Origin of the sequence: Exiguobacterium sp. MMG028 (genome assembly GCF_027947425.1) — a bacterium.
GTDB classification, from domain to species: domain Bacteria; phylum Bacillota; class Bacilli; order Exiguobacteriales; family Exiguobacteriaceae; genus Exiguobacterium; species Exiguobacterium aestuarii_A.
In genome coordinates, this window is sequence record NZ_JAQJIN010000002.1 from 538,731 (window position 1) to 562,663 (window position 23,933).

The following is a 23,933-nucleotide window of genomic DNA, read 5'->3' on the forward strand; positions in this document are numbered from 1 at the left end:
CGGAGGGATTTTTTGTACGCACAAAAGCCCCTTTCGCAATCGAAAGGAGCTTTCTGTATGATGCATCAGAAGAACTGACGCGGGTTGACCGTGCTACCTGCGCTCGTTGCCGAGTATGAGTAGCCGCCTTTATGAATCTCAAAGTGCAAGTGCGGACCTGACGAGTTCCCTGTGTTTCCAAGTGTCCCGATGTTCGATCCCTGTGTCACACGCTGTCCTGAGCTGACCGATACTGAGTTCATGTGCGCATAGACCGTCGTCCAAACTTGGCCGTTGATAACGTGCGCGATCATGACGTGGTTCCCGTATGCGCCACCCCAACCTGCACGAATGACCGTACCTGTCGCAGATGCACGAATCGGTGTCCCTGTTGGACCAGCGATGTCTACCCCGTTATGGAACGTGTAGCCAAATGCCCCACTCGCTGGACCAAATCCTTGTGAGTAGCGACCTGAAGCCGGTTGAATGAACATCGAGCTAGATGGTGCTGGTGTCGACGTCGTCGGTGCCGGTTTTGGCGCTGGTGCTGGTGCTGGCTTCGGTGCCGGCGCCGGTTTTGGTTCAGGTTTTGGTGCTGGTGCTGATGAAGCCGTGTTGTTTGAAGACGACGAAGACGGGGTATTCGTCTTATTGTCCTGCTTTTGTTGTGCAGCTTGCTTCTGTTGTGCAGCTTCACGAGCCGCTTCCGCTTCTCGTGCTGCTTCTGCCTTACGAGCAGCCTCAGCTTGACGTGCAGCTTCTGCTTGGCGTGCTTCTTCCGCTTTACGTGCCGCCTCTTGACGAGCTGCTTCTTCAGCACGACGACGAGCTTCCTCTTCCTCACGACGTTGTGCTTCGATTTCAGCCGCAATCGCCTGTTCTTGTGCGACTAACGTCGCTTCAATCTCTTGAAGATCGAAAATTTGCGATTCGAACTTAATGTTCTTCTCTTCAAGCTCTTTGATGCGTTTTTCACGTTGCTTCATTTTCTTCTCAAGCTCGGCTTGACGAACTTCGAGTGCTTTTTGCTGTTCGAGAAGTGAAGCGCGTTCTGCTTTCAAGTCAGCCTGTGCTTCTTTCAACGACTTTTGTGTCGCTTCATAGTCATCGAACAATTCTTGGTCACTTCGCTGGATTGTTCCAGCCGTAATCATACGCGTGACGAGGTCAGAGAGATTTTTTGAACCGAAGATGAATTCAGCCCAGTTGATCGATCCGCCACCGTTCTTTTGCATCGTGGCCATACGTTCTTTCATCATCGCTTCTTGTGCCTTCATTTTTTCCTGATAATCTACAATGTCGGCTTCAAGATCTTCGATTTTCATCTCAGTTCGCTTGATTTCTTGGCGCTTCATCGCGACATCATTGATGATGTCCTGCAATTGTGCGTCCATTTTATTGACCTCTGCCTGAACTTTCGAAATCTCTTCTTTATTCACTTCAATCTTTGAAGACGTGTCGGCTTGGTCTTTTTTAACGCTATTGCGTTTTTCTTGTACTTTTTGTTGTTCTTCTTGCTTTTCTTTAATCGAAGTCGATGCATCGGCAACTGTATGTGTGCTGATGAGCATCACACCAAGCGTCAGCGTCGAGACTGTGCGTTTCCAATTCATGAATGGGGTACATCCTTTCTTAAATAACAAACGTGGGTACCTACTACACTACATATTTTTAAAGCCGTTTCAGTATGTAACAAAAACGATCATTTAGTTGAGTTTCAACACGACTAATTATATCTAACTGCTAGATATTTTCCTGTTAAAGTTATATTTCAATTTTATTACGCACAGACAGACGCGCAGGCAACGAAATCGTCTAACTTATTATTTATCAATACCTTTTTGAATCGTTCAATTTGAAATCTTCCTGTAATGTTTTATGTAAATGGAAAACGCTTTACCCTATTTCCAAATAATATTTTGAATACATCATTCATAAGTTTCCAATTGATGGAACGACCCATCAAAAAAAAATCCACGTCCTCGCCTCATGTACACATGAGCAAAGACATGGATATCGGTTTGACTAGTCTTCTGTTATAACTTGGTTGCGCCAACGATCACAAAAATCCAAGCGGCGATGAACAAGACGCCACCAATCGGTGTCACGGCTCCGAGTTTCGTGATCCCCGTCAATGCCATGACATACAAGCTTCCTGAGAAGAAGATGATTCCGGCAAACATGAGCCATCCGGCAATGTTAAATTGGCTGATGCTCACACGCATGAGCAGTGACGCAATTCCGATGATTCCGAGTGCGTGGATCATATGATAGAGTACCCCGGTTTGCCAGTTCGCCAACATGTTCGGTGACAGTCTCTCTTTTAAGGCGTGTGCGCCGAACGCACCGAGTGCCACGCCGAGTGCCATCAATCCGGCACCGATCATTAATAAGATTTTCATTTGTGTTCCCCCTTATCTGACTTTACGTGCTGGTAAATTCCACTTCCGATAGTAGGATATCACTCGAAGTGTCGCGACGACAATTAATAATGCATAGACGGCAAGGCCACCTTCGAGCTTGAAGTAATACGTGATGACCGCGATGAGAATCGCCCAAATCGCATACACTTCAGATTGTAAGACGAGCGGTTTTCGTCCGGCCAGTAAGTCGCGGACCACACCACCCCCGACACCTGTCAGGACAGCCGCCGCAATCGCTGCTGATAATGGCAAATCTAGCTTGATGGCGACCTGTGCTCCTTGAAAGGCGAAGGCGACCAAACCGATGGCATCGACAATGACACCCCAACGTTCCCAATGTGGCAATACGACACTCGGTAGCAGGAAGATGAGGAGTGCGACAAGAAAACATAAAATAAATAAATCATTCTGTTGCCAAATCAAACTGACAGGGTTTCCTAACAGGACGTTCCGGATCGCACCGCCCCCAAAGGCAGTGATAAACGCGAGTAGCCACACCCCAAAAATATCGTATTTTTCATCCATCGCAATGATGGCTCCGCTCGCCGCGAACGCAATCGTCCCGACGACGTTGAGCAATTCCCACTCCATGAACATCCCTTGCCCTTTCTTCAACGCATTGTATGGTAAAGTATAGTTACAAAAAATCAGGTCAGTCGAGCGACTGTCGTAAAGGATGTCGGTATTACAATGAAACGTATCGCTTTGTTCCGCATATGGATTATCGTCACCATGTTCGCCCGATTCATGATTCGGCTGTACGCTTTTTCACGTAAACAACAACAAGGCGTGACGACGACAGAAGAATATGAAGCACTCATGCTCAAGCTCGCGCGTGAATACAAACGAAACGCGCTCCGACTCGAAGGCTTATTGATCAAGCTCGGACAATTTTTGTCCATTCGCGCAGACTTGTTGCCCCCTGCCGTCTTGAACGAGCTTTCCGAGCTTGTCGACCGAGTCCCGACATCCGGTTGGGACAAGTCGCGTGCGATTCTCGAGGCGGAATGGGGCGTCCCTTACACACAAGTCGTCAAAGACGTTGGCATCGATGCCGTCGCCTCTGCTTCGATTGGTGAAGTGTACGGTGCCACGCTTCTTGAAAACGGCAAACGCGTCGCCATTAAAATTCAACGTCCGAATATCGAAAAAATCATTCGCACCGACTTCCGTGCCATGCGGATTGTCACGTCGATGTTGAAGCGGACATCCCTCGCAAAATCGACCGACTTAGATAGCTTATATCGCCAAATGATTTTTGTCATCGGGGATGAACTAAATTTTCAAACCGAATTAAAAAATGCTCTCTACTTTAAAGCAAAGTATGCCGATAACCCGGACGTTTATATTCCGGATTATCACGAGCATCTCTGTACGAATCGTATCTTGACGATGGACTGGGTCGATGCACGCCGCATCACCGACCTCGCCTTCTTAAAAGAAAATGACATCGATCGCTCCGCACTAGCCGAACGGCTGTTCACGCTCGCCGCCGAGCAATTGTTGTTTGGTGGACAGTTCCATGCCGACCCACACCCCGGAAACGTCCAAATCCGGGCTGACGGCACCATCATCTTACTCGATTTCGGGATGGTCGGACAGACGACGGCACACGACATGGCGACGATCCGAAGCATCTTACAAGCATTCATCTCGCTTGACTATGACAGTATCGTGGACGGATTGGAAGATTTGCGATTTCTCTTACCGACGGCGAACAAACAAAACATTCGCCAAGCACTCGAAAAGGCCGTGACGTTTTATTTGGAGACCGATATCGATACGGTCGATACAAGGTTGATTGAGAAAGTGTTACAGGATATTCAGTTGCTCGTCAAAAACGAACCGATTCAACTCCCGGCGGAATTTGCCTTCTTCGGGCGGGCCGCCTCGACCTTGCTTGGCATCCTGCAAATCCTCGACCCGAAAATCGACCTGTTCACACTCGGTAAACCGATTGTCATCGAATGGCTCGAGGAAGATGGGACAACGCTTCAAAACCGATATGTGAAGACCGGAATCAACTATGCGAAGAAGTTATTGAACGTCCCACCACTGCTCGATAATTACTTAAAAGAGCCGACACGAAAACGCCTGTCGGAGCAAGCGATGTTCCAACGAAACTTGGAATCCAAAGAACTGTTGCACCGTCAGACGTTCAACGCTATCGTGATGTTACTCGGCTTACTCGTCGGACTACTCGGCTACATCCGACCAGATGAATGGCTGTTTTGGTCAGGTGGTGTCGTCTCCGTTCTCGCTTACTTCAATTGGAGACGCCTCGGACGGAAAGTACGTCACTTGGCACGTCAAGATTTTCGTGTTTAAGCGAACCGTCACTTGTAGAAGTGGCGGTTTTTTGTTGCATCCACTCGGCAATATAGGCCCCGACGTCACGCATCATGCGAGATGTCGTCCAGCCCATCGTCGATACTTGGATGACGTTCGCCCGCTTCAAATACTCACTCTCATATTGTACGAGATATCCTTGGTACGATAGCTGTCGACCGAGGTCGATTGAGGACTGATGAGTCGGAACCGAAATCGTCAGAATCCCGGGTGACTGAGCGGGACTCAGCTCGATTTGTAAGCCGTTCTCACGAAGTGAGTTGATCAAGACGAGCATCTTTTCTTCATGCGACGCGACTTCCTCTTCCGTCAGTTCATCCAATGCGATCGCCATCGCCGCAAGGAGCGGCTCGGATTGGGTGAAAGCAATCGGTTCATAGAGTGACAAATCGAGGTAGCGTGGCACGTCTCGTAACGCTTCTGCTCGCCCTCTCATGGCAACGAACGCGAGACCTGGGGCGTTCCGTAACGCCTTTCCTGAGGAGAAGGTCACATAATCTGCAAAAGAATAGTCATAGACGCACGTTCCGACAGCACTGATCGCATCGATGGCGACGACACCACTCCATGCATGCAGCGGGGCGAAATCGATGAGAATCCCTAAAGACGTCTCACAATGAACCGTCCACACCCAGTCGGGAGCAATCCGATCAAGTTCAGAAACATCCCACTTTCCTTTCCGGTCCGCTTGAATGATATCAAACGAGAGGCTGACGCGAGAGGCGTGATCCATAAGACGTTCTCCGAATTCGCCTGCGCATAAAATGACACCATGTCCACTCAAGCGTGAAGCGACCGCATCATTGGCCACCGTGCCGCTTCCTAAAAGCGTGTAGACATAAGGAAGTCCGATTCGTTTCGTCAATTGTTGCTGAATGGATTCAAGCATGCGGCTCGTCTCGTTTGAACGGTGTGGGAGCGGCTGTCTCGAGAGTCTCGCCCTTACACGCTCCGAGCATTCGACAGGACCTGCGAGCAAACTCTTTGGTCGAAGGGTCGACGCTGACTTTGATTCATAAAAAGCCGAACGCGTTAACACCATCGGCACATATCGAGCTTCCTCAGGACCGATTGGATCCGCAAATGGGACAAATCCGAATCGGCGATAGAGTACTTGTTCACGTGTCGTCCCGCTGATGACGATACCGTCGACTTCACGTTCTGTCGCATCTTCAATGACTGCTCGCATCAATCCGGCGAACGTGCGATTGCGCCGATACGCTTTCTTCACAGCAAGCAACCGAATCTCGAGCCATTCTCCCGAGGGGATACGCACTCCTTTTTGTTCTAACGAAAAGGGCCTTTCGCCACGTAGCGCGCACATGGCGACCACTTCACCATTCACTTCCCCGATCCAATATGTATTCTCTTCATGAAACTTGTCGACGAGTCGTCGTTCCAGATTCGACGGATGTTGCGGAATCTCTTCGACGAACGTTTCGTAATTTAATCGATGAATGGCGTCAAAATCAGATGAACTGGCCTTTCGATAAACAATCATGTCGTTCCCTCCTTCACATGATGATAGACAATCACGATGGCAATGAGCGTGGCCCAGATGATATCTCCGATACTTCCAAGTGCAGCCAACGGAAGTAAGACAAGCATGATGAGACCTGTCTCACGTGAATTGCCCGTCACTTTAATCAAAAGTAATAGAATCAGGAGACCACCGATAAACCACCACGGGTCGTATGCCCATATGATTCCAGAAAAAACGGCATACCCCTTCCCGCCTGCGCGGATTCGCCAAAACGGATAAATATGACCGAGCGTGAGTGCGAGTGCCGTCTGCCAAAAATACGGTCCGCTCACCTGTAGGACAAGAATCGTCTTCAGCACGTCGAATCCATATACGATCAGAAACGCCTTCACCCCTCCGATGCGATGCGCATTGCGGGCACCGGTATTGTTGGAACCAGATGTCGCTAAATCATGACCACTTAGTAACCTATAAAGCCTGCCCCCGAGCAGACTCCCGACTAGATAGCCGACGATGATAATCCACATTTTATCCCCTCATTTTCTGGAAAATTGTGTGCGTTTTAAAAAAACGGGTATCCTCTAATTAACTGTGCACTTTTTGGAAAGGGGAAATCAAGATGCGAGAAGAGAAAAACTTTATTAACGGGGAATGGACAGAGACGGACCAGACGATTGAAGTACGAAACCCGGCCACGGGAAATGTGATGGCCGTCGTGACGAAAAGTGATACCGCCGAAGCGACACAAGCCGTCGATGCGGCACACGAGGCGTTACAAGAATGGCAACAAAAGACCGCAGACGAACGGGGAGCCCTACTCACCGAGTGGCATCGTTTGATTGCAGAACATACAGAAGAGCTTGCCCGGACGATGGTCGAGGAGCAAGGAAAGCCCCTGAAAGAAGCCATCGGTGAAATCAACTATGCGAACGGCTTCATCGATTGGTATGCGGCAGAGGGACAACGCGTGTACGGAGAGACGATTCCCGCATCCTCGAATCAAAAGCGCATCTTTGCCATTAAACAGCCGGTCGGTGTCATCGCCGCGATCACGCCATGGAACTTCCCGGCTGCCATGATTACGCGAAAAGTTGCCCCGGCACTCGCTGCAGGTTGTACGGTCGTCATGAAACCCGCATCGGCGACACCGCTGACCGCGATCGAATTGGTCAAATTGGCCGAAAAAGCAGGATTCCCGAAAGGAGTCATCAACTTGGTGACAGGTCAAGCGTCGGATATCGTTAAAGCGTGGCAACAAGACAAACGAGTCCGTAAGTTGACGTTCACGGGATCGACCGAAGTCGGAAAAATGCTCATGCGCGACGCCGCAGACACGATGAAAAAGATTTCACTCGAGCTCGGGGGACACGCGCCGCTCATCGTCACGGCTAAGGCAGACTTAGATAAAGCAGTACCGCAAGCGGTCGCCACGAAGTTCCGTAATGGCGGACAGACGTGCGTCTGTGCGAATCGAATTTATGTCGAACGTGCTGTCGTCGATGAATTCTCGGAACGTTTCATCAAAGAGGTCGAAGCGCTCAAAGTCGGGAACGGGTTAGAGGAGGGTGTCGACATCGGTCCGCTCATCGATGACGACGCGCTCAGTAAAGTTGAAAAGCATATCGAGGATGCTCAAATTCGTGGCGGTGAAGTGTATGGTGGCGAAGTATTAGACGGTCTCTTCATTCGTCCGGCGGTCATCCGTTACGCGAATGAAGATATGCTCTGCATGAACGAGGAGACATTCGGACCAGTCGCACCGATTGCGACATTTGATTCACTCGACGAAGTCATTAAACGGGCGAACAATACGCCGTTCGGCTTAGCCGCTTACTTGTTCACGCAAGACATCAATGAAGCCGTCTACTTAGCGGAATCATTGGAGTATGGAATCGTCGGCGTGAACGATGGTCTGCCGTCAACTCCACAAGCGCCGTTCGGTGGCTGGAAAGAAAGTGGGCTCGGACGAGAAGGTGGTCACCACGGCATCGAAGAATTTTTGGAAGTGAAATATATTTCACTCGGATTGTAAGTATAGGCATACAAAAAGGCTTGTCGCATGTGCGACAAGCCTTTTCTTATCGGTTGACCCATTCGACTAAATCGTTCGGCGATTTGATGACGTGATCCGCAAGCGCCCACTCTTCTTCATTTCCAAATCCGAACCCTGTCAAAACGACTGGGAAGTCATGTGCCCGTGCTGCCTCGACATCCGACTTGCGATCGCCGACCATCATATAGTCCGCCTCACCATGACGGACACGGTGTGCTGTCAGAATATCCGCTTTCTTTTCGCCACTGACAGACTCCAAGCATTCCGGTGCCGTCATGTAGGAGCGAATCTGTTGCGTATCTAAAATCAAGTTCATGTAATGAACACCGCAGTTGCTCGCCGTCGTCAACGTATGACCTTGTTCGTGAAGCGTCTCCAACATCTCACGAATGCCATCGAATAAGACGTTTTGCCCTTCCATCGTCTTTTCGAGCGTCGTGTGACGTAATCTACGAATGAGACGAATTTCTTCGAGCGTCGCTTCTGGGATGACATGCTCCCAAAACGCGTTACCTGCCAAGCCATATCCTGAACGGACCGCCTCTTCACTCGGTTTCGGAAGGTGAGGAAGTTCCTCGAGCGCCTCATGAATCGCCTGCGTCATCGGTCCAGTTGTATCTACTAACGTGCCATCGATATCAAATAAAATCACTGCCATTGGATGAATCTCCTCTCTTTCAATTGCTTCCCTTACCGTAGCAGAATCCCCGAAAATGCAAAAGAGAAAACGTGGTGACAAAAAAACGACTGAACCGATTCGTTCAGTCGCATCTATTATCCACGCCAGAAGTTCATTCCGCCTTTTACAGAATAGACGTCGGTATATCCGGCACTCTTGAGCATCGCTGCAGCGCGTTGGCTACGCATGCCACTTTGACAGATGACGTAGACGGGACGCTCCTTTTCTTTCGGATATTTCGCTTGTGCGTTCCCGAAACCAGAAAGTGGGACGTTTTTCGCTTGTTTAATGTGTCCCCCACGGTATTCATGCGGCTCACGTACATCCAACAATTGAATGTTCCGCTCTTCTGCGATTCTACGCTTCAAATCATCCGTTGAGACCGTTTTAACATTGTTTCGGCGACTCCACCAAAAATACACGATTCCAATGACGACCGCCACAAAAAGAAAGTCCAACATATTCACGCCTCCATTTGCTTTTCATTCTTATCACCATTATACCCCCTATGGTATTTAAGTCAATGAATGTGAATCCACAAAAAACCACATGTGTATCACATGTGGTTCAAAAATCGAGCAATGAATCGGATTTGGGTTGTTCGTCTTCTTCCATGGGAATCCCGAGGAAAGCGGCCATCTGACGATCAAGCGGAGGTTTTCCCTCACTCGCCGGTGTCGTCATTTGTGGCGCGCTGACATGTTTCCCTTCAGACGTCTCCGCTAGCAGCAGTTCGCAAAAGCCCATCAACTTTGCCAAATGACGCTTTTGTACTTCGCCCGTTGATGACTCAATCTGTGTCATCACCTGACGCATCTGGGCGATGACTTGTTGTTCTGTAATCATGGTCCTTACACATCCTTTACGCTTCCATTGTGCAGGATTTCCCCTTCGATTCGCAAGTGTCCTTAACGTTTCCTTGATTCGACCCAGTTCAAAAAGGCATCGTAATCAAAGCGAACTTGATTTGCATAAAAATCGGACCATCTCGACAACTGCCGAATGAATAACGATGGGGAGTCTCCGATGGCCGCCGTAATTCGTTCACTCGCCGTATAATCTAGCACGTTAGACGTCGCATCGGCCCGTGCGTGAATTTTCGCTGTGATTTGTGCTTGCACCTTCAACGTCTCAATGAGTGACGTCTCGTCTTTCATATGCTTCGCCTTTACTTTTCGTTTGTACGGCGAACGCTGCCTTACATAATACTCTTTCCCATCAATCGTCAAATAGCCGAGATAAGGGTCACGACTGTGAACCATCGCCCGCTGCGCGGCAACGACACGCGCCCCTTGGTGCGACAATCCATTCTCAAATAGCGGATGCGTCGGCAGAAATAGCGACGGAACGGCGGACTGTGCCTGTTTCATCTCTAAAATGACATCTTCATCGTGCTCTTGATCGGCCCCTTCAATCAAAATATAATAACGCTCTAGACCGATGGAAGCCGTACCACTTTGTAGCTTGATGGCGATGTCTTTGATTTCATAATGATCCGCATGATGTCGATGCTCATCCGACAAAGAAGATAAATAATCTCCCCAGGCCGCCTCGATTTTCTCACGCATGCCAGGTGAAAGAGGAATCAGATCATCACTTGTAGAAAAGTAACGTTCTTCGTCCCTTACTTCCGTCCGTTCGGACATAAATTCGTCTTTCTTTTTCTCCGCTTTTTTAATGACTTTCTTCACGGCTTTACACGTATTCTCTTTTGTAAATTGAATATGTTCACTTTTTCCTTTCGCATGCTTCTCAATCGCCTCCGCATACGAGCGTGCAAATGCTTCGATGGCCGCTTTGCCGTCAAACCCTGACTCGGCCGCAAATAAATCGACAGAGACTGCCATCCGCAACAAGTCGAACAGATAGGAACCGATATACGCCTCGTCAAAGTCGTTTACGTCATAAATGATCGTACCAGCCCCATCCTCGAACACACCAAAATTCTCAAAGTGCAAGTCTCCTTGAATGAACGTTGGGTGGTCGGGACCTGTGTCAAACGCGATGGGAACTCTCGCAAAGTCGTAATAGAACAAGTGTGAGCTCCCTCGAAAGAACGAGAACGGGCTCGAACTCATTTTTGCGTACTTCTCTTGTCTCGCTTCTTCCGAAAGATGTCGAATCGACTGGTCGTAAAAATCAAGAACGGTCCCAATCGTTTCGCACCGAATTTGTTGTTTGACGGCTGTGAACATACGACTCTCCCCTTCACTTGTTGAATAAGTGTTTATATTCCCCATACCCAGCTTCTTCAAGCTCTTCTACAGGAATGAATCGGAGAGCGGCCGAGTTGATGCAATAGCGTAAACCGCCGAGTTCTTTCGGTCCGTCATCAAAGACGTGACCGAGGTGACTGTCACCTTGTTTTGAACGGACTTCTGTCCGAACCATGTGGTGCGTCGTGTCCATGTTCAAATCGACCCGTTTCTCCTCGATTGGACGTGAGAAGCTCGGCCATCCACAGTTTGACTGGAACTTATCATGGGATGTGAACAGTGGTGTTCCATCAACGATGTCGACGTACAATCCTTCACGTTCTTCGTCCCAATATTCATTTTTAAACGGCGGCTCTGTTCCGTTTTCTTGCGTGACTTTATATTGCATCGGCGTCAAGCGTTCACGGAGTGCCTGTTGCTTCTTCCGATCGCTCCAGGCTTCTTTGATGAATTTCGCACGACCAGACCCGACCCGGTACATCTCGTAGCGGAACGGATTCTTTTTATAGTAGTCCTGATGGTAATCTTCCGCTTCCCAGAACGTTTTCGCAGGGCGAATGTCGACTTCAATCGGACGGTCAAACCGTCCTGAGTCTTCCACTTCTTGTTTCGAGCGCTCAGCTGCGTCCCGTTGTTCTTCTGAATGATAGAAGATGGCCGGACGATACGATTCGCCTCGGTCATTGAATTGTCCCCCACCGTCTGTCGGGTCGATTTGACGCCAATAGATGCGGAGCAACTCCTCATACGAGATGACCTCAGGATCGAACGTGATCTCAACCGCCTCTAAATGCCCCGTCGTCTCTGAACAAACTTGTTGATACGTCGGATTGTCGACATGTCCACCCGTGTATCCGGAAATGACACGTTCGACCCCCTCATATTTATGAAACGGTTTGACCATGCACCAAAAACAGCCTCCCGCAAATGTAGCTTTTGCCATAAAAAATCCCTCCTTACTTTGTAGTGTACCCAAAAAAGTCGCAAGACAACAAAAAACGAGAACCACAAAATGTGTTCTCGTTTTAGTCTTCTTCGACTTGGTTCACATGACGCATCACTAAAAATAAGATGACTCCTACAATCGCAGCCCCTAAAAGCGTCAACACCATGTTATCTCTAGCCGATAAAGTATAAAAGATCGCTAATCCAATCAAAATGAGCGCAATCGGAATAAACGCTCGTTTAAAATGATCCCAGTAACGCACGGACAGTCCTCCTTTTCTCTTATCATACCAAACTTTCGATTTTCGATAACGAAAGTTCTAAAAGTTGAAACATGTCTGTTAAACCGAAAAGGGATGATTGGGGTTGCGCTTGAATTCTAACCAAAAGTACTTCTCATTTCGTTCGCAGGTTAATCCTACCTGTTTTCGACAAGATGATTTATACTATAACTAAATATTTCCATACAGGATAAGGGGGAGCTTCGATGCTCACAATCGTCAATGCATTCTTTATCAACCTGTGTATCTTGTTCACGCTCTTCACGATTTCCTTTTTACCGTTCCGTAATCGCCCTCGTCTGACACCACAGTCTCCTCTCAAGGGAAGGATCTTACTTGGGGTACAGACCGGATTGATTGCCATCCTCCTTTTAGTGAATGCCTTACCGCTCGAGGGGATACTCATCGACCTACGTAATATTCCCGTTTTGCTTGCCGTTCTATTCGGGGGATGGGTGAGTGGTGCTGTCGCAGGTATCATATTATTAATCGGTCGTTCCCTAGTTCTGTTCTTTACAGACGGTAGCATGCTCGGTCTCTATCTAGCCATCGCCACAATAGTTACGTTAGTCGTCTTAACAGGTCTTTTACGGAAACGCATGGATAATACTCGGCCAACTTTGCTCGTGTTCACTACAATCAGCATTGCCATCTTTGGAGCAGCGATTTATGCTGCGCTTCCACTAAACTTGTTCTATCCCGTCTTAATCGTCTACACGTTAATGTCTTATGGTGGAGCTTGTGCCGCCTATCGGTTATTGCTCGAATTACGCCGTCACTTTGAGAACGTCCAACATCAACAACAGCTTGCGCGCACTGATGCGCTCACCGGAATTGCCAACCGTCGTTTGTTGAATGAAGCGATGGCTAACTTGACGGTCGAGGCAGAAGAATATGCGTTAATCTTAGTCGATATTGATCACTTCAAGCGGGTGAATGACACGTACGGGCACGACGTCGGCGATGACGTGTTACGTGAACTCGGTATGCTTCTCGTCAACGAAAGTGAAGATCGGCATTTGGTCGGTCGCTTCGGTGGAGAAGAATTTTTAATCGTCATGCCACACGCTACGCGGGATGAAGTGTCTCGCCTCGCAGAATCTATCCGAGAAAAGGTTTCGTCGTTTCCATTTGAAACGAGCGCAGGTACGCTACACATCACGGTTTCGCTGGGAGCCTGCCATTCGAACGATATTGAAATCGATAGTGTGTTGAAGCACGCAGACGAAGCGTTATATCACGCAAAAGAGTCTGGACGAAATCGATTCATCCTCGCTTCTTAAAGGATTGAACACTTCACACTTGAGCATGTTTTCTCGCTTTACTTTCTCGAAACGAATCGTTAAACTAGGCTAGACTTTGGTTCAGATTGGTACATCAGGATTTATTCAGAAAAGGGGAAACATCGTTCATGTCAGTTTTGTTATCTTTGTTTGGAATTATGTTTATCAGCTCGTTCGCGATTGACTATAAACGTGGGAAGACGCTTCAACAATCGGCACTCGGGGGAATTCGTTCGATTCAACAAAACTTATGGATTTTCTTCCGTACGTCGCTCTCGATGATGATCGTCATCGGCCCACTCTTACTCATTTCAGGACTCGTGTTCTCAGATTTAGTGGCATTTAACACCGTCCCATCTTTCTTGATTGCCGTACTTAGTATCGGTTTTGCTGAACGGATTATCGGAATGACCGTCGCACCACTGATCCGTACGTTTTGGCATCAACGTGGTCGTCTCATGCCACTTTATTTAGACGCTGCTCTTTACGTATTCTTGCTATCGATTCTCGTCTTAGAGTTTTTGATGAACATTCCTGGGATTGACCTCCAGTCACCGTTCATCGCGCTATTTTACGCGTTCGCGCTCTTCTTCACGAGATACTTGTTCAGTCTCATTCGATTCACGGTTCAAAAAGGCGTCCCCTCGAACTGATTCGAGACCCCATCCATACGTGTTCGCACGTATGGATATTTTTTTCGCAATTCTCATTGACAATGAGAATCGTTATCAACTATACTCTAGATGTAGCTTCCTAAAAGCTTGACGTGCACGTTCCCCAAACACATCACGTCACGTGGATTCCCCTCCACGACACTCTTTTTGAAAGCATTGCTGCGACAACCCCCATTTGTTGCACCCATATTTGCCAAAAACAAGACGAGCAGCCCACCGACGGGGCTGCTCGTCTTTTTGTTATGCGAACACTTCTTGTTCGATTTGTTTCAATTCGTAAAACATACCACGTTTCATCATCAATTCCTCATAAGATCCAACTTCGACGATTCGTCCAGCTTCCATCACGATGATTTGGTCGAAGGTTTCGAGTCCCGTCAAGCGGTGACTGATAAGGATGAGCGTCCCTGCCCCAGCCTGATTCACTAGTTCAGAAAAGACATGCGCTTCCGTTCCTGCATCAAGCGCTGAAGTAGGTTCATCGAGCAACCAGATCAGCCCGTTTTTCAGAAGGGCTCGTGCAATCGCTAACCGTTGACGTTCTCCGCCTGACAAGTTCGCTCCTTTCTCAAGGACCGGCTCATCGAGTGAAAACGATAAACGGACACGTTCAAGCGCCACAAGCATCTCTTCATCGGTACAGTCACCAGCCAGTGCCAGGTTCTCCCGTACGGTCCCGTAAAAGAAGTGATTGTCTTGCAAGACGACACTTGCATGTTGCCAGATTGAAGTCTGTTTCATGTCATTCAAGTTGTCTTGATCGAGTCGGATCGTCCCGTCTTCTGTCCGGACAAATGCCAACAACAGTTGGAGCAACGTCGACTTCCCGGAGCCGCTCGGTCCAACGATGACCGTCTTCGAACCGCTCGGGATGTGTAACGACACATCGTCAATCACGTCTCGATACGTATCCGGATAGCGGTAGCGAACATGCTCAAATGAGATGGATGGCGATGTCGTGAACGTCACATCCTGACGCTTCGCTTCGAGCGCCTCAATCATTTCACTCGGCTCCATCACTTCAAACAATCGATCAGCAGCTTGTTTGCTGTCTGCAAAGTGTCCCGGGAACACAGCCATCGGTGTTGTGTTCTCAAACGCCGTGAGTGACATCATGATGAGCATCGCCAAGAAGAGCCCATTCAAATCCCCATCTACGACTTGATAGGCACCGATTGCCAAGACGCCCCATGAGACGAGTAAAGAGGCAGCAACGACGAGTGCGGAGTTGAAAAATTGGTTCGTCGTGTCTTTCCGCTCCGCTTCCATGTAGCGTTCACTGCGCGCATACACAGCTTGCTTCGTACGATCGAGTTGATGATGTAGTTTTAAATCTCGATATCCGTACATCATCTCAGTCAACTGAATCGATACATCCCCTCGCAGTGCACGAATCGTCTCGTCATGACGAGCGCGAATTCGAGCAAATCCGAGTGGAATCAAAAATCCAGTGACAAGTACACCGAGTAAGATCCATAGGCTGACCGCGAACGAGAAGAACGTCACAAAGAAGATTGTACTCAAGAACACGAGCACGAGTATGATTGGCGGATAGAATACGCGGAGAAAATAGTTTTGAAGGCTCTCGACATCTCCGACGACGCGTGCAAGCAAATCCCCACTCCGATATTTTGCAAAAATCGATGGGACGAGCGGTTCAAGTTGTCGATAAAAGCGGACGCGTAGCTCGCTTAATATCGTAAACGTCGCTCGGTGTGACGCAAGGCGCTCCCGATAACGACTTCCTGCCCGAATGACCCCGAACAGTTTGATGAGAACGACGGGTACCATGAGCGCATACAGTGGCGGGACGAGCCCTGCCCTTGAGACAAGGTATCCGCTTGCTGCAAACAGGGCGACCGCCGCAATCCCGGCTGCATATCCAAAGAAGATGGAGAGAAGGATATCTTTCTTTTCGCGCATCATCCATTTTGTAATCGTCCAAAGCGAGTTCATCGGCTCACCCCTTTCTGAAGCGCAAACAGTTCCGCATACTCTGGGACGGCGAGCAACGCGTCATGCGTTCCTTCTGCAATCCGTTTCCCGTCCTGCATAAACCAGATGGTATCCGCCTCTTTGATTGTATGCAGGCGATGAGCCACCGTGATCAACGTTGCCTCTTTCGACAACTCAGCAATCGAACGTCTCACAATCTGCTCAGTCTTCAAATCGAGACCGGTCGTCGGCTCATCGAACAAGAGGATACCAGGTCGTTTAAAGAAGGCACGGGCGAGTGCGAGACGTTGTCGTTCCCCACCCGATAGACCAAATCCACCTTCTCCAAGTTCCGTCCAGATCCCGTTCGGTAATTGATCGATGACCTCAGAAAGTCCTGCCGCATCGGCCGCTTCCCGTAACGCGAGCTCATCGGCCTCTTCGCCTAAGGCGATGTTATCGGCAAGTGTTCCGGCGAATAGATAAGGGTTTTGTGAGATATAGGCAATATTTCCATACCAGGCAGACTCGTCAAACGACTGAAGTGGTTCACCATCCACGAGGACACGTCCCGATTTCACCTGTAGAAGTCCGGAGATGACGTTCAGTACTGTCGTCTTCCCAGAACCGCTCGCACCGACTAAGGCCAGGTGGGTACCGGACGGAATCCGACCGCTCAACGGTTGAAGTGCAAAACGTCCGCCTGCATATTCGAAGGAGACGTCTTCGAGTTCAAGGTTTGGTGTTCGTGAACCAAGTGACTTCGTTCCCCATTCGATGCGGTCATCGGGGGCGTCTAATACCTCAAAGATTCGGTCGGCCGCGCCCATACTCCCACGTCCCGTATGGAAGGCACTTCCTAAATCTTTAATCGCCAAATAATACTCTGGCGCCAAAACGAGAATCAAAAAGCCAGAGAAGAACGTGAGGTTTTGCCACACGACCATCTGCAATGCGACCTCTAACGCAACGACACCGGTACTGAGCATCGAGATGAACTCCAGCATGAGTCCCGATAAGAACGCCGTCTTCAAGACGACCATCGTCGCATCCCGAAAGTCGAGACTACTCTTCTCAATTGCCTTCGCTTCTTGCTCGGTGCGATTGTAGAGTTTAAGCGTCGTCAATCCTTGTAACACATCTAAAAACTTACCGGAAAACTGGTTCATCTTCTCCATTTGTTCTTCCGATTTTTTCTGGGTCGCAATCCCGATGATGATGAAGAACAGCGGGATGAACGGTGCCGTCACCATCATGATGACTCCTGAGATCCAGTGTTGGCTGAAGACGACGACCAGAATAAGAAGCGGGATGATCGATGTTTGGATGACTTGTGGCCAGTATTGGCTAAAGTAAGCGTCCACCTCATCAACTGCATCCATGAACACACTGACCTTTTTCCCGGACTGACCGGTCAAGGACGATTCGACCGGGCTCGTGGCATACCGATCCAACAATTGAAGGCGTAATGCCTGTTTTGCTTTTTCGGACAAACTCGCACCAATTCGTCCCGATACGTAGCCGAAGAGTGCTCGCGCCAAGAGGGCGAGGACGAGCCACATCAATGCCGGAAGGATGGCTTCGAATGATTCATCTTTCAAGAAAATTCGGTCGACAATGTCGACGATTAAATATGCTTGCGCCAAAATCGATAGTCCGATCATGATTGCGGACAACACGAGTCCGATGATATGACTTCTTTCGGCGAAAGCAAGGGCTTGCAGTCGTTTCACTGCATTCATCCTTTCTCTATCTACAATTCCATTGCTTTGTGAGATTCATCACTAATTATACAATATGCACCGTCTCGAAGCGAACGCTCCGCTCGTTCAAGTATGTAAAAGACGCCCTCATCCGAGTGGCGTCAATCGATGTCTTGTTCAAAATATTCGGGATGTCCGATGACGAGTTGGTGGGCGTCGATCCGAAGGACATCTTCTTTTCGGAGCTTGGCTAAAATCGTCGAAACCGTCTCCCGGGACGTACCGGACAGACGAGAAAGTTCGATTGCGGTGAACGGACAGCGGACGCGGACGCCTTGTTCATCTGGCTCTCCTAAATCTTCCATCAAGAAATGGAGTGTATTCAAGACGCGCTCTTTTGCACTCGGCGTGATAATTTCTTGGACGCGACGCTCATGCAAATCGAGAATCCGATTCATCTGACCCACGATATAGAGCAGCATGCTCGACTGTGTGGCCACGAATCGCTCAAATCGATCCGTCGGGATGTAGATGACCTCAATGTCCGTCACGGCCTCGGCCGTATGACGATAGTCTTCCCCCGTAAACAGACCGTTGTAAGGAAAGAATTGTTTGGGTTTCACATAGTCGGCATAATGATGGGTCGCATTTTCGTTCATCCGTTCGAGTTTGATATAACCGCTCATCAAGAAATACACACGCTCGCGCGGATCCCCTTCCATGAACAATAGTTGTCCTTTCCGATACGTCCGGCAATAGACGTGCGGAATCAACTGTTCAAGTGCTCGACTTGGACATGTCGCAAACAGTGTCAACTGCCGTAAATCGTCAATCGTCCACATGTGTCGCATGTTTATCCCCTCATTTCCATTCTTCTATCTTCAGTATAGTGGGATTTTCAATGAAAACGCTTTCTAAATCCAACATTTTTCTGACATGATAAAAGGGGGTCTCCCCCCTTTTTCAGTCCAACATCAGTTCCAATAGCGCGTCCTGTAAATCACGATCGAGTTCTAGCGCATGGATGTCGAACAGCCATGCCTCGAGACGCGTCTTCGTGGTCGCCATCTGATACAGACGATCTTTCAAGTCATAAGCGATTTCAGCACGGTCTAAGAACCGATAGAGACGGTCGAGTCGATGCGCGTTCTGTGTCAGATCGACCGGAAGCGTCACAGTCTGCTCCTGTTTCCATTCACCGAGTGGGATGTGTAACGTCTGCGTCTCCGCATCATAGTCCCCTTCTCCGACGACCCCGCGGACTAGAATTGTCAGCGTTCGATTCGCCGGGACGAGTGTCAGATCACCTGACGTCTCGATGTGGAGCGTGCGTGCTTCCCAGTCAAGCGTGAACGTCGTTTCGAGCGATGCCCCCGTCTCATAATCCCGGCTTTCCCCGTCATCTTCGTACATCGTGAACGTATTCGAGGCACCTGGAAAAACGAGTACTTCTAGCTCGCTCGGGTTGCCTGTTTCGTTCGCATGCGGTTCATGCGGCATCATCGGAATGATGGCACCCGCTTTGGCGAAAACCGGTTGTCCTTCGAGTCCACGGAACACACGAATCGACTTGTCGCCTTCATAACGATGTCCTGTAAAGAAATCGAACCATTCCCCTTTCGGCAACCACACGTTCGCCCCCGCGACATGAAGCTGTCGGTCCATTGGTGTGACAATCGGGGAGACGATGAGTTCACTTCCAAAATAAAACTGATTCGGCACCTGATAAGCCGCTTCATCATCGGGATGTTCGATATACATCGGTAACACGAGTGGCAATGCTTCGGCATGGTTCCGATAGTTCATCGTATACAAATAAGGGATGAGCTGATGACGCAGGCGTAAGAATCGCTTCATCGACTGTTCGGCTTCGATTCCGAAACGCCAAGGCTCTTTTCCGTTGAACGTGCTGAACGTTGAGTGGAGACGCATGATTGGACTGAACACTCCGTATGCGACCCAACGTGCCGCGAGCTCATCGTCTTTTTTACCACGATGATGCCCTCCGATGTCATGACTCCACCATCCATAACCGATGTTCGTCGCTGTTGCTGTGAAATACGGCTGAAAGGCGAGCGATGCCCATGAGATGATCGTGTCCCCTGAGAATCCGACCGGGTAACGGTGGCTCCCTGGTCCTGCGTAACGAGAAAAAATGAGGGGGCGCTTGCCGTCACGGGCGATATCGATGGCATGATAATGATTCAACATCCATAACGGATCGAGTCCCTCCATCTTCGATGTCGACCCTTGTTGCCAGTCGATCCACCAAAAGTCAACGCCGTCCGCCTCATGCGGGTGATGCATCTGTTCAAAATATGCTTGAATGAATCGTTTGTCCGAAAAATCGAACGGGATTCGGTCTCCCGATTCCGGATTGACCCCCATCGCCTCAGCCATCGCCGCATACTGATCTTCAAACGCACGGACCCCATCCGCGGGGTGCAGGTTCAATGTCACCATCATTCCTTCATCTTTTAACCATTTGAGGAATCGCTTCGGTTCGGGAAACAAGTTTTTATTCCACGAATAGCCCGTCCAGCCACTCCCATACTCTTCCGGGATGTCTGTCACGTGCCAGTCCATATCGATGACGCTGACCGAAAACGGGACGTCTTCGGACTTGAAGCGGCGCATTAACGTCTTATATTCTTTTTCGTCGTATCGCCAGTAGCGGCTCCACCAGTTTCCGAGCGCTTTACGAGGAAGCATCGGCGTCGGGCCCGTCAACGTATAAAAGTCTCGAAGTGCCTGTTTATAATCATGGCCATATCCGAAGTAATAAATGTCATGAATCCCTTTTCGTCTCGGTTCGACGAAGCGATCATCCGTCATCAAAAACGAGGACGAATCATCAATAATCGCATACCCTTGTTTGGAGAGAATTCCTTCTTCTAACTCCGTCGCCCCGTCCACATGGTCGAGCGTCCGCGCTGTCCCTTTCAGCGTCCGCTCGGGACCGTTGAACATGTAGCGGCTATAATACGTACTGAAATTCCCTTTCACGTCCACATAGAGCGTGTTCGGTGCGAACGGTCCTTTCGTATAGTATAAGTGAACATGTTCCGTGATGATTTGGAGCTCTGCCTCATTTTCAATCACTCGGAATTGTGGAACATCAAATTCTCGATTCCACGCCACTTGGGTGGCACGGTCTTCAAAAATCCCATCCTCCGCGTACTCCATCCGAATCAACTGACTCGTCAATACGGTGAATCGATAACAGCTTCCTTGCACGATTGCCTCTTCTCTTGCTTTTGGTCTCATCCACGACTGATATACATGATTTTCTTCGAATAGGCGCATACACTCGAGCGTTTCCGCTCTCCGTCACTTCCTTCCTGAAATTAGTGCAAACGTTTACACTGAATATGATAACAATCTCATTTTTGGCATACAACATTCCTTCCCCTTGAATCGGGACAGAAAACAAAAAGTCGCAAACGTTTCACGTTTGCGACACATTCTTATTGTTGAAGAGATGGGGCCAAACGGACACGTGTTCCGGCATCCCCATAAATAGCAGCTAGCGCTTGGTCGAGTGACGTGATGATCGCGACCCGGTTCGTACCGGATTCTGCGAACTGCAGTGCCGCCCTTACTTTTGGTAACATGCTGCCCGGAGCAAACTGTCCTTCGGCGATATACGTCTCCATCTGTTCCTTTGAGGTCTCTTGTAGCGCCATCTCGTCTGGTTTTCCGAAGTTGACATACACATGTTCGACCGCAGTCAGAATGAGCAACACGTCTGCGTTGACGAGGTCCGCGAGTTTCGCAGCCGCAAAATCTTTATCGATGACCGCCTCGATTCCGACATATCCTTCAGTCGTCTCCATGACCGGGATGCCACCGCCGCCCGAGGCGACAACGATGTGTCCCGCTTCAACGAGCGTTCGGATGACGGCGTGTTCCGCGATTTTCATCGGGACCGGACTCGGGACGACACGACGGTATCCACGTCCTGCATCTTCTTTGAATACGTAACCCGTCGTCCGTTCGAGATGAAGTGCCTCTTCTTCCGTATAAAACGGACCAATCGGCTTCGACGGATGATGGAACGCACTATCATTCGGATCGACCACGCTTCGTGTGACGAGAGAAGCTACATCTCGTTCGAGACCGCGCGCACGCAGTGCTTTCGTCAGCGCATTTTCAAACCAGTATCCAATCATCCCTTGCGTCATCGCACCACATACATCAAGGGGCATCGCCGGCGTAGCCGGACTGTCTGATGCGGCTTGTTGTAGCATTAAATTTCCGACTTGCGGACCGTTCCCGTGCGTGATGATGACATCGATTCCTTCTGCAATCAGTGTTGCGAGAGATTCTGCCGTTGCTTCGACCGCTCGCATTTGCGCTTCCGCTGTCGCATCTTTTCCTTGTTGAATCGCATTTCCGCCTAAGGCGATGACCACACGTTTTTTCTCCATATCGATACCCCCGATCAGATGACTGAGATATTACCAGATAGTATGCGTACGACTGCGAAAATGGCGAGTGCGGTCAACACTCCAGCGACCAACCATTCCGTTTTGTTGAGTGACTTGATGCCATTTTCACGTTGCGCTTTCATGTAGAGAAGTGTTCCTGGTGCGTATAGAAGGGTCGTGAGCAGTAAATAATCGATTCCTGCCGCATAGATGAGCCACAATCCGTAAATGGAAGCGACCAATCCAATCGCTAAATCGCGTGTTCTCCGTTCACTGACGCTATAACCGATTCCATTTTTTGATACCTTCACTTGGTAAAATGCCGAGAATACATACGGGATCAAAATGGCACTTGAAGCGAGGGAGAACGCAAAATTATAGGCGGCATCTGAAATCAAGAAGGTAAAGAGGAAGAGCTGGATCAATCCGTTCGTTAACCAAAGTGCGTTGACAGGTGCCTGATTTTTATTCTCTTTCGTGAACCATTTCGGGAACACGCCGTCTTTCGCAGCAACGAACGGAATCTCAGCCGCGAGAAGCGTCCAACCGAGCCATGCCCCGAGTACGGAGATGACGAGTCCACCGTTGATGAGCATCGCGCCCCAAGGACCGACTGCTGACTCGAGCAAGTAAGCCATCGCCGGTTGCGAGGCGTTCGCCACGTTTTCCGGTGTCATGAGACCGAGCGACATGATGGAGATGAGCAGATAGATGACGAGTGTGCCGAGTAACCCGATGACAGTTGCCTTTCCGACGTCAGAACGCTTTCGAGCCCGACCTGAGAGAACGACCGCCCCCTCGACGCCGATGAATACCCAAAGCGTGACGAGCATCGTCGAGACGACCTGGTCGCGAACACTTCCCCATGAGAAGCCGCCTTGTCCCCAAAAATCGAAGGTGAAGTTTTCGAGATTGAAGAAGAACAACGTAATCGTAATGAATGCAAAAATCGGAACGAGCTTGGCAATCGTGGTGACGATGTTGATCATCGACGCCTCATGCACCCCACGAAGAATGAGTGTGTGTACGAGCCAAAGCATGATGGAGGCTCCGACGATGGAGGCAATATTTTGTCCCCCTTCAAAAATCGGGAAGAAATAGCCGACCGAACTGAACAGCAGTGTGGCATACGCCACGTTTCCGAGCCAGGCAGATAACCAGTATCCCCAGGCCGAGTTGAATCCGACGAACGAACCGAAACCGGCACGGGCATAGCTATAGACACCACCGTCCAAATCAGGGCGACGCATCGTCAAGTTTTGAAAACTGAGACCGAGCGCGATGATCCCGATTCCGGTGATGACCCACCCGATGAGAATGGCACCCGCGTTCGCGCCTTGCGCTAAATCGGCGGCCAAGTTGAATGCGCCACCGCCAATCATCGATCCGACGACAAGTGCCGTCAACGCTCCGAGACCTAATCGCTTGTCTTGCTTGTCAGGATGTACTCCAGCCGAACCACCTGAGTCATGCTCCAACTTCGTAGACATTCTACTCATC

The 23,933-nt window shown here is 49.5% G+C and carries 21 protein-coding genes; 4 read left to right on the forward strand and 17 right to left on the reverse strand.

Annotated elements, in window-relative coordinates; all coding sequences use genetic code 11:
- Positions 1-65: 65 nt before the first annotated feature.
- The 3 genes from PJK55_RS09935 to PJK55_RS09945 form a co-directional block, all read right to left on the reverse strand.
- The gene (locus tag PJK55_RS09935; protein ID WP_271305667.1) at positions 66-1,592 is read right to left on the reverse strand and encodes a murein hydrolase activator EnvC family protein; all 1,527 of its coding nucleotides are present in this window, start codon (positions 1,590-1,592) and stop codon (positions 66-68) included.
- A gap of 423 nt (positions 1,593-2,015) precedes the next feature.
- A complete protein-coding gene (locus tag PJK55_RS09940) occupies positions 2,016-2,381 on the reverse strand; it encodes a DUF423 domain-containing protein (RefSeq protein ID WP_214694798.1) in 366 nt (121 codons plus the stop codon).
- A 12-nt stretch (positions 2,382-2,393) separates the two neighbouring features.
- Entirely contained in the window at positions 2,394-2,999 is a 606-nt protein-coding gene (locus PJK55_RS09945) for a trimeric intracellular cation channel family protein (RefSeq protein ID WP_012727503.1), read from the reverse strand.
- A gap of 93 nt (positions 3,000-3,092) precedes the next feature.
- Here PJK55_RS09945 and PJK55_RS09950 point away from each other — a divergent pair, with 93 nt between their 5' ends.
- On the forward strand, positions 3,093-4,730 hold the full coding sequence (locus tag PJK55_RS09950) for an ABC1 kinase family protein (RefSeq protein WP_271305668.1): 1,638 nt from the start codon (positions 3,093-3,095) through the stop codon (positions 4,728-4,730).
- Here PJK55_RS09950 and PJK55_RS09955 read toward each other — a convergent pair.
- Together PJK55_RS09955 and PJK55_RS09960 are read right to left on the reverse strand one after the other, a co-directional pair.
- Positions 4,669-6,252: a GNAT family N-acetyltransferase gene (locus PJK55_RS09955; protein ID WP_271305669.1), complete on the reverse strand. Its 1,584-nt coding sequence runs from the start codon at positions 6,250-6,252 to the stop codon at positions 4,669-4,671. The two genes, PJK55_RS09950 and PJK55_RS09955, sit on opposite strands and share 62 nt — an antisense overlap.
- Complete coding sequence (locus tag PJK55_RS09960; RefSeq protein ID WP_271305670.1) at positions 6,249-6,761, reverse strand: glycerol-3-phosphate acyltransferase; 513 nt, start codon at positions 6,759-6,761, stop codon at positions 6,249-6,251. Before PJK55_RS09960 ends, PJK55_RS09955 begins: the two co-directional genes overlap by 4 nt.
- 92 nt (positions 6,762-6,853) lie before the next feature.
- On the opposite strand from PJK55_RS09960, the gene PJK55_RS09965 reads away from it, so the two are divergent.
- On the forward strand, positions 6,854-8,266 hold the full coding sequence (locus PJK55_RS09965; RefSeq protein WP_271305671.1) for an NAD-dependent succinate-semialdehyde dehydrogenase: 1,413 nt from the start codon (positions 6,854-6,856) through the stop codon (positions 8,264-8,266).
- Positions 8,267-8,312: 46 nt separating this feature from the next.
- On the opposite strand, the gene PJK55_RS09970 is transcribed toward PJK55_RS09965, so the two are convergent.
- The 6 genes from PJK55_RS09970 to PJK55_RS09995 all read right to left on the reverse strand — a co-directional run bounded on the left by PJK55_RS09970 (position 8,313) and on the right by PJK55_RS09995 (position 12,390).
- Positions 8,313-8,945 (reverse strand): HAD family hydrolase, encoded by a 633-nt coding sequence (locus PJK55_RS09970; protein WP_271305672.1) that lies wholly within the window; start codon positions 8,943-8,945, stop codon positions 8,313-8,315.
- A gap of 116 nt (positions 8,946-9,061) precedes the next feature.
- Positions 9,062-9,427: a rhodanese-like domain-containing protein gene (locus tag PJK55_RS09975; RefSeq protein WP_214744795.1), complete on the reverse strand. Its 366-nt coding sequence runs from the start codon at positions 9,425-9,427 to the stop codon at positions 9,062-9,064.
- A 106-nt stretch (positions 9,428-9,533) separates the two neighbouring features.
- Entirely contained in the window at positions 9,534-9,812 is a 279-nt protein-coding gene (locus tag PJK55_RS09980; protein ID WP_271305673.1) for a DUF5327 family protein, read from the reverse strand.
- Positions 9,813-9,874: 62 nt separating this feature from the next.
- Entirely contained in the window at positions 9,875-11,161 is a 1,287-nt protein-coding gene (locus PJK55_RS09985; RefSeq protein ID WP_271305674.1) for a DUF2252 domain-containing protein, read from the reverse strand.
- 13 nt (positions 11,162-11,174) lie between these two features.
- Positions 11,175-12,125, reverse strand: a complete 951-nt coding sequence (msrA, locus tag PJK55_RS09990) for a peptide-methionine (S)-S-oxide reductase MsrA (protein ID WP_214744801.1) — start codon at positions 12,123-12,125, stop codon at positions 11,175-11,177.
- Positions 12,126-12,207: 82 nt separating this feature from the next.
- On the reverse strand, positions 12,208-12,390 hold the full coding sequence (locus PJK55_RS09995; RefSeq protein WP_031422036.1) for a hypothetical protein: 183 nt from the start codon (positions 12,388-12,390) through the stop codon (positions 12,208-12,210).
- A gap of 224 nt (positions 12,391-12,614) precedes the next feature.
- Here PJK55_RS09995 and PJK55_RS10000 point away from each other — a divergent pair, with 224 nt between their 5' ends.
- Positions 12,615-13,691 carry a diguanylate cyclase gene (locus PJK55_RS10000; RefSeq protein ID WP_271305675.1) on the forward strand — a complete coding sequence of 359 codons (1,077 nt, stop codon included), beginning with the start codon at positions 12,615-12,617 and terminating at the stop codon, positions 13,689-13,691.
- A 128-nt stretch (positions 13,692-13,819) separates the two neighbouring features.
- Positions 13,820-14,344: a hypothetical protein gene (locus PJK55_RS10005; RefSeq protein ID WP_271305676.1), complete on the forward strand. Its 525-nt coding sequence runs from the start codon at positions 13,820-13,822 to the stop codon at positions 14,342-14,344.
- A gap of 261 nt (positions 14,345-14,605) precedes the next feature.
- Here PJK55_RS10005 and cydC read toward each other — a convergent pair whose 3' ends face one another.
- The 6 genes from cydC to arcD form a co-directional block, all read right to left on the reverse strand.
- On the reverse strand, positions 14,606-16,321 hold the full coding sequence (cydC, locus tag PJK55_RS10010; RefSeq protein ID WP_271305677.1) for a thiol reductant ABC exporter subunit CydC: 1,716 nt from the start codon (positions 16,319-16,321) through the stop codon (positions 14,606-14,608).
- A complete protein-coding gene (gene cydD / locus PJK55_RS10015) occupies positions 16,318-18,042 on the reverse strand; it encodes a thiol reductant ABC exporter subunit CydD (RefSeq protein ID WP_271305678.1) in 1,725 nt (574 codons plus the stop codon). The genes cydC and cydD overlap by 4 nt, the downstream gene beginning before the upstream one ends.
- A gap of 122 nt (positions 18,043-18,164) precedes the next feature.
- Positions 18,165-18,854, reverse strand: a complete 690-nt coding sequence (locus PJK55_RS10020) for a Crp/Fnr family transcriptional regulator (RefSeq protein ID WP_271305679.1) — start codon at positions 18,852-18,854, stop codon at positions 18,165-18,167.
- Between the two features lie 112 nt (positions 18,855-18,966).
- Positions 18,967-21,309 carry a glycoside hydrolase family 31 protein gene (locus PJK55_RS10025; RefSeq protein ID WP_271305680.1) on the reverse strand — a complete coding sequence of 781 codons (2,343 nt, stop codon included), beginning with the start codon at positions 21,307-21,309 and terminating at the stop codon, positions 18,967-18,969.
- A 161-nt stretch (positions 21,310-21,470) separates the two neighbouring features.
- Complete coding sequence (gene arcC / locus PJK55_RS10030) at positions 21,471-22,433, reverse strand: carbamate kinase (RefSeq protein ID WP_271305681.1); 963 nt, start codon at positions 22,431-22,433, stop codon at positions 21,471-21,473.
- A 14-nt stretch (positions 22,434-22,447) separates the two neighbouring features.
- Positions 22,448-23,923, reverse strand: a complete 1,476-nt coding sequence (arcD, locus tag PJK55_RS10035) for an arginine-ornithine antiporter (protein WP_271305682.1) — start codon at positions 23,921-23,923, stop codon at positions 22,448-22,450.
- Positions 23,924-23,933: the final 10 nt, after the last annotated feature.